The sequence below is a fragment of the Erythrobacter donghaensis genome (assembly GCF_001557325.1).
GTDB lineage: Bacteria > Pseudomonadota > Alphaproteobacteria > Sphingomonadales > Sphingomonadaceae > Erythrobacter > Erythrobacter donghaensis_B.
In genome coordinates, this window is sequence record NZ_LSJS01000201.1 from 1 (window position 1) to 6,426 (window position 6,426).

The following is a 6,426-nucleotide window of genomic DNA, read 5'->3' on the forward strand; positions in this document are numbered from 1 at the left end:
CGAGCCCACACCCCGCCGCTGTTGAAGTGTCAGGCGGGGGAGAGCCTTTTGAGAGCATCGTCGATCCCGATGGTGAGCGATGCGCGGATGAGCTGCTTCAGTTGCGCAGGTTCGATAGTCTCGGCTCCGCATTCGAGAAGAACCTTGCCCAGTTCGCCTGCCGCTTCCTCGCGGAGCCTGGCCTCCTGTGCATCGAGTTCTTCGCGCTGCTCGCGCAGTTTCTTGAGCGCATTCCGCGCGCTCGGTTTGGATCTGGCCATGAGTTTGTCCTTTCGCTGGCCGTTGGTCCCCTCCACGTGCGACAGTGCCAACATGGGGCGATGTAGGAAAACGGTTTTTGCCGCGATGCCAGTGCTTTTCACGCTGACGTTGGAGAGGTCTCTCTCGCAGAAAGGCCAAGTGTGATGCGGGCTTTGGGGCCGCGTCAAGGACGACGGGGCCCCACCATTTTTACCGGGCAAGCCCGGCAAAAATCGTTTCCCCCATCGCCGCTTCGCGGCCGCGCTATGCGCGGTCCCTGACCCGGCCCGTCACCCACATCCTCGCAGCTCCTGATGCGACGCATCGAACATCAGGAGGAAAGATCATGTACGCTTCACTGAATATCGCGCAGGGTTCATTCCAAGCAGATCAGGCAGCCTTCGTTGCTGCACTCGACAAGGCTCATGCCCGGTCCCTTCACAGCTACTTCACCCAATATGTCCTGACCGATGGTGAGGCAGGCTACATCGCGGTCGATGAGGGCGATTACGGCGCACTGCCCAAGGCCATGCTGGACCGGGTCATCGACACTGTGCCCGGAAAGCTGAGCGATGAATTCTGATGCCACAAACAAGGAGGAAGTCCGTCAGGGCTTCCTCCTTTCTTTTTGCTCGGGTCCCGTATTGTCGCTCCCGTAGGCATTGCGCGAGCATTCCATGCAGCATCAGTCCTCGGCGGTAGACGCATCGAATTCCTCCAGCCGATCGGGCATGTCGAGTACCTTCATGGCCGCTGCTGAAATGGCCTCGGCCTTCGTCGGAAAGGCTTCTGCCGAACTGATCGACACGCCGCTCGAATAGGTAACGGTTGCCTGGAAACCATTGCCTTTGGGTGTCGCGCTCAGTGTTACGTCCGCCATAGCCATGCTCCCGGTGGGATGCCCGCGACACCATTCTTCCTGCCGGCGGACTCGATCGATCTTTAACACAATCGGCAATCGAGCGGCATGGTATTCATCCCTTGGTCTTGGGACTTCAAAACCGCCGATCCCGTGCTGGTCATGACACTGGAACCTACCCTCTAAGCTGGGGACGGAAGAGCACACCCTACGCGACCGGTCGCAGGAAAGATGGGCGATAAACCACGAAAATACAGATATTTGTGTGGGGGATACTGGATTGGCAGCTTCTCCGTCAAAAATGACGTGGGCGAGGGGAGTTACGTGGATTTGACCCAAGCAGCGCAGCGATTGGCGGAATTTCGCCGAATTCGATGTTCTTGACATGTTCTTGAATCTGACTTAGCTTCGATCCTGCCTTTCGTAGTGTGAACCGGGCTCCTGACCACAAGGAGTCCGTGCATGACACGGCCAATCTGTCTCCAAGTTTACATCTCGGCCGAGCTCAGCTCGCTGATCCGCAAGGCTGCCAAGGCCAAGGGGATCAGCATGAGCGAATGGGTTCGTGCCTTGCTCGCCAATGCCTGCGCCGAGGACGATCTTGCCTCCCGGCTCGACGCTTCCATTGAACGCATTTCCCGCCGCTCGGTGTTCCTCATGGTCGGTGTGGATGCGCTACTGGCAGGGCACCCCGACCACGCTTTGCGCGGTCGGGCACACCAAGCTTACGTGCGCAAATGCAAGGAGCTCGGCCTCTCCACCGCTACCGGCGAGGGAGGTTCCGATGAAGCGTAACCTCGTCAATTTCACGCGCGGCAGCCAGCTGCTCGGACACTTCAGCTTCATGTTCGCGGCAGGTCTCAAGGGCCCCTTGATCGTTGCCGCGCTCGTGATCTCATGGACATCTTGGTGGACCATTTCGGCAGGGCTCACCGACCACGAAGTCTACTTTGTCTGGATGCGGATCTATGCCGCCATCTACGGTTTCATGGAGTTCGATCCTGCCAAGCGTATCACGCTGGAAACCGCCTTCGGCGCCGCCATTCAGTTTCCTATTGCACAGCTCGACCACTATCCACCGGTTGTCCATGCGTGGGATAAGCTGACAGATCTTCTGACCAGTGCCTTGTGGCGATCGGGGCTCCTGCTGGTCCCTGCCTTTGCCGTCTTTTACTGGTTTGCTGAGCGGTTCGGTGGTCGTTCCAAGGAACGCAAACACGAGCGCGGCGCCATGCTTGTCACGCTTCCCGAGCTCGTCGATGAACTCACAAGCCACAACCGGCGCGAGCGCACCCGTGAGCTCGATTCCGCTATGGGCTGGAAATGGCGGCTCAGCCTGCCGCGAGAGATCGCCCGGGTCTTTCCCTATCGACCATCGCATATCGCCACTGTGGCTTATCCCTGGCGGCTCGAACAGAGCCACGCGATGCTCATTGGCACGACGGGCATGGGCAAGACCGTGGCGATCTCGGACATGATTGCGGAGGCAAGAGCCAAGGGCCAGCGCTGCGTGGTTTTCGATCTGACCGGTGCCTTCATCGAGCACTTCCATGCCGCCCATTGCGACATCATTTTGAACCCGCTCGATGCGCGCTGCCCCCAGTGGAGTCTCTTCGACGAATGCCGCACCGAAGGCGAATTCTGGGCCGCTGCCGATGCCCTCGTGCCCCATGACGGGGGCGGGGAAGCCCAGTTCTGGGTGATCGCTGCCCGCGCCCTGTTCGTCGAATTCTGCCTCAAGCTCGTGGCGGAAGGCAGGGCAACCAATGATGCCCTTGCCCGCGAGCTGATGACCGCGGACCTGTCGCGCGTGCATGCCATGATGCGCGGAACGATCGCCGATCCGCTGACCGCGCCGGAAGCCGCGCGCATGGCGGAATCGATCCGGGCCGTCTTCAACGTCAACGCCAAGGCGCTCAAGCTGCTACCGACTGCAGGTCCTCGTTTCTCGGTCCGCGAGTGGATTGAGGACGGAGCCGATAGCACCCGAAACGAAGGCTCGATCCTGTTCATTTCGGCCCGCTATGTCGACATGAGTGTTTGCGCGCAGCTGCTCACACTCTGGCTCGACACCGCGATGAACACGCTGATGACGATGCCTCGCACGCGCGATCTCAAGTGCTGGTTCTTCGTTGATGAGCTGGGGGCACTGCACCGCCTGCCAGCCCTGGAGAAAGGCCTGCAGACGGCGCGCAATTTCGGCGGCGCCATTGTCCTTGGCCTTCACGCCTATGCCAAGCTCAAAGAGGTCTACGGCGAGAACATGGCGATGACGCTGGCATCGCTATCCCGGACGAAACTGATCCTCGGAACTGCCGACCGCGAAACGGCCACCTGGTGCTCCGACTTCATTGGACATCGCCAGGTCCGGGACATGGAGGAGGGCTATACCTACGGGTACAACAATGCACGTGATGCGGTCAGCCTGACCCCGCGCAAGCACATTGAACCGCTCTTGCTGCCCGACCAGCTCATGAATCTGCCGCGCCTGTCCGGGTACATCAAGTTCCCCGATGGTTTCCCTGCCGCGCCCGTCAAGCTCATTCCCGTCGACCGTCCCAAGCGGGCGGAGACCTTCATCGCAAGAGTGAAGGAAGGGCCCAAGGCACGCGTCGTTGAGCCCCGGCGGCCGGCGGAGCAGTCTGAGCCACCCGCAGCATCGGCGGGCAATGAACATCCCTCTGCGAACGACGACGGGGCAGGGAAGCCGGTCGTGCCCAAGCAGGGAGAACTTGCCCTCGACAAGGCGCCGCAATCAGAGCCGAGGCAGAAGCCCGAAGCGACCGTAAGGGATTTGCAGCGGGCCGTTGAAAGCACATCGGGTAAGACGCCGAAGCAACAGGAGCGAGCAGCCCGATTCGGGAAAGAGAAGGCGGGCAGGGCCAACCGGGATGTTTCGAAAACCCGAACTGATGCAAGGCCGAGAAAGGCTGGCCCCTCCGCCCGCCGGCTCCTGCCTACCGGCGAGACCACCCCGACGCAGGAGCAGCCGGCTACTCCCAAGGGGACTGCTAGAGCCGGAACAACGAACGCAAATCCGCTGCAAGAGGGCAAGCAGGATGGCCCTAAGAGCGTGCGACCCAGCGATGCAGTAGCGCGCAAGCTGATGCTCGAGGATGGGCTGCGCGAGCAGGAACCGCCGCCAATCCCGGGTCCCGACCTCGGCGACATGGAGATGTGATCATGCCGCCGATTGCCGCAGCCTCGGGGGACAAGCGATGCTATCGGTAGCCAATGTCCGCACCGCAGGCGGCGCGGCCAATTACTTTGCTGCCGACAACTACTACACGCGCGCAGACGCTGATCGCTCCGGCGAATGGCTGGGTGAAGGCGCTACCGCCCTGGGGCTGGTTGGGGCCGTGGATGCGCGGCAGTTCGAGGCAGTCCTTAAAGGAATGCTGCCGGATGGTAGCCGGGTTGGAAGTGACAATCGGGCGCACCGCGCGGGGACCGACCTAACCTTTTCGATGCCGAAAAGCTGGTCGGTCCTTGCTCTGGTGGGCGGCGACAAACGGATCCTCGATGCCTACTCGTCAGCCGTCCGGGAAACCCTGCGCTGGGCCGAAAAGAACCTCGCTGAGACCAGGATGGAGGTTCGGGGCAAGGAGCGAGCCGTCCAAACCGGTAACCTCGCGATCGCGCTCTTCCAGCACGACACCAACCGCAACCAGGAACCCAACGCCCACTTCCATGCCGTCATTGCCAATGTGACCCAGGGGCCAGACGGCAAATGGCGGGCGCTGCGCAACGACAAGCTCTGGCAGCACAACACCTTGCTCAATGCCATGACAATGGCCCGGTTTCGGTTGGGCGTGGAGAAGCTCGGTTACGAGGTTGGGGAGTTCGGAAAGCACGGCAACTTCGAAGCTGTCGGGGTGCCCAAGGCCGTGCGCGATGCCTTCAGTTCCCGGCGCGCAGAGATCCTGGAGGCAGCAGCTCAAATGAACTTCTCGGGGCCGAGCGTCCTTGATGCCGCAACCTTGATGACCCGGGCCAACAAGGGCCGGATCGAGGATCGCGATGCGCTTACACAGCAGTGGCAGGAAACGTCCGCCAGGCTTGGCTTTGATCCCGCCACGATCATTGCAAGTGCCAACGGCCGCAGTGCACAGGATCTTGGGAATGTGGCCGGCATCGGTCCAACGATGCGCGGGCTTGTCCGCCATGCTCAGGCCCTCGCAACTTCCTTTGCCGAGCGTCTGGGCCTGCGGGAAGGTGATCCTCTGATACCTGCCCGGCTGACCAATCGCAGTGTCGAGCAGGTCGCCGCAATTCATGCGGTCGCCTCGGCTGTCCGGCATCTGGGCGAGCGGGAAGCGGCATTCACGCGCACCGAGATCTACCGCACCGCACTTGGCTTTGCGCTCCCTACATCGCTTGCCGCGGTCGAGCATCGCGTCGATCAACTGCTCCGCCAAGGATATCTGGAGAAGGGCAGGGGCGCAGACCGGGACCTGCTGACCACCCGCGACGCCGTCAGTCTGGAGCAGCGCATCATCGCCGGAGTCGAAAGCGGGCGCGGCGGCGCTCCGGCGATTGTCTCTCCCGACCTTGCCGGGCCCCGCCTGCAGGCACTCTCCCAGATCAAGTACGGGCTCACCTTGAACGCCGGACAGGAAGGGGCGGGGCGCCTGCTGCTTGGGTCGAACAACCGCATCGTCGCCATCCAGGGCGTTGCCGGGGCAGGCAAGAGCACGGTCCTCAAACCCGTCGCGGACATTCTGCGCGAGGAGGGCAGGGCCGTGCTCGGGCTCGCGGTGCAAAACACGCTGGTCCAGATGCTTGAACGCGATACGGGTATTCCCTCGATGACGGTGTCGCGGTTTCTCGCGCGGCACCGCGATCTTCTCGACGGGGCCGATACGGACCGCCTCGCCGAGGCTCGGGCCGATATGCGCGGCAGTGTCGTGCTGCTCGACGAAGCATCTATGGTCGGCAATGCCGACAAGGAAAAGCTGGTGCGCCTCGCCAACCTGCTCGAACTCGGCCGCTTTGCGAGCATCGGGGACCGCAAGCAGTTGGGTGCCGTCGATGCCGGCAAGCCATTCGATGTGATGCAGCAGGCCGGGATCGAGACTGCGGTGATGAGCACCAATCTTCGCGCGCGCAGCGAAGGCCTGCGTGAAGCCCAACAGGCAGCGCAAGAAGGGCGCATTGAGGATGCCATGCGCCATCTCGCACCCCAGGTAATCGAGGCTGGGAACGATGCTGCTGTCGAAGCTGCCGCAGCCTGGCTGTCCCTTTCGACCGCTGAGCGCGAGGCAACCGCAATCTATGCCTCAGGCCGAAACTTGCGCACCGCCGTGAACGATGCGGTGCAGACCGGC

General features: G+C 62.0%; 6 protein-coding genes. 4 read left to right on the top strand and 2 right to left on the bottom strand.

Annotated elements, in window-relative coordinates; genetic code table 11:
• Nucleotides 1–29: 29 nt before the first annotated feature.
• Nucleotides 30–362, bottom strand: a complete 333-nt coding sequence (locus AX692_RS12130) for a DUF6437 family protein (protein WP_230959838.1) — start codon at nucleotides 360–362, stop codon at nucleotides 30–32.
• A 224-nt stretch (nucleotides 363–586) separates the two neighbouring features.
• Between AX692_RS12130 and AX692_RS12135 the strand changes: the two genes are divergently transcribed.
• Nucleotides 587–823, top strand: a complete 237-nt coding sequence (locus tag AX692_RS12135; protein WP_013832744.1) for a hypothetical protein — start codon at nucleotides 587–589, stop codon at nucleotides 821–823.
• Nucleotides 824–925: 102 nt separating this feature from the next.
• Here AX692_RS12135 and AX692_RS19065 read toward each other — a convergent pair whose 3' ends face one another.
• Entirely contained in the window at nucleotides 926–1,120 is a 195-nt protein-coding gene (locus tag AX692_RS19065) for a hypothetical protein (RefSeq protein ID WP_067738071.1), read from the bottom strand.
• 441 nt (nucleotides 1,121–1,561) lie between these two features.
• On the opposite strand from AX692_RS19065, the gene AX692_RS12140 reads away from it, so the two are divergent.
• The 3 genes from AX692_RS12140 to mobF all read left to right on the top strand — a co-directional run.
• A complete protein-coding gene (locus AX692_RS12140; protein WP_073975370.1) occupies nucleotides 1,562–1,894 on the top strand; it encodes a hypothetical protein in 333 nt (110 codons plus the stop codon).
• Entirely contained in the window at nucleotides 1,884–4,280 is a 2,397-nt protein-coding gene (locus tag AX692_RS12145; RefSeq protein WP_073975369.1) for a type IV secretion system DNA-binding domain-containing protein, read from the top strand. Before AX692_RS12140 ends, AX692_RS12145 begins: the two co-directional genes overlap by 11 nt.
• Nucleotides 4,281–4,317: 37 nt before the next feature.
• Nucleotides 4,318–6,426, top strand: a 2,109-nt coding sequence (mobF, locus tag AX692_RS12150; RefSeq protein WP_073975368.1) for a MobF family relaxase, incomplete at its 3' end; no start/stop codon positions are given.

Coding starts and splice junctions, on each gene's coding strand:
- AX692_RS12135 (WP_013832744.1), top strand. CDS start 587: ATGTACGCTTCACTGAATATCGCGCAGGGTTCATTCCAAGCAGATCAG.
- AX692_RS19065 (WP_067738071.1), bottom strand. CDS start 1,120: ATGGCGGACGTAACACTGAGCGCGACACCCAAAGGCAATGGTTTCCAG.
- AX692_RS12140 (WP_073975370.1), top strand. CDS start 1,562: ATGACACGGCCAATCTGTCTCCAAGTTTACATCTCGGCCGAGCTCAGC.
- AX692_RS12145 (WP_073975369.1), top strand. CDS start 1,884: ATGAAGCGTAACCTCGTCAATTTCACGCGCGGCAGCCAGCTGCTCGGA.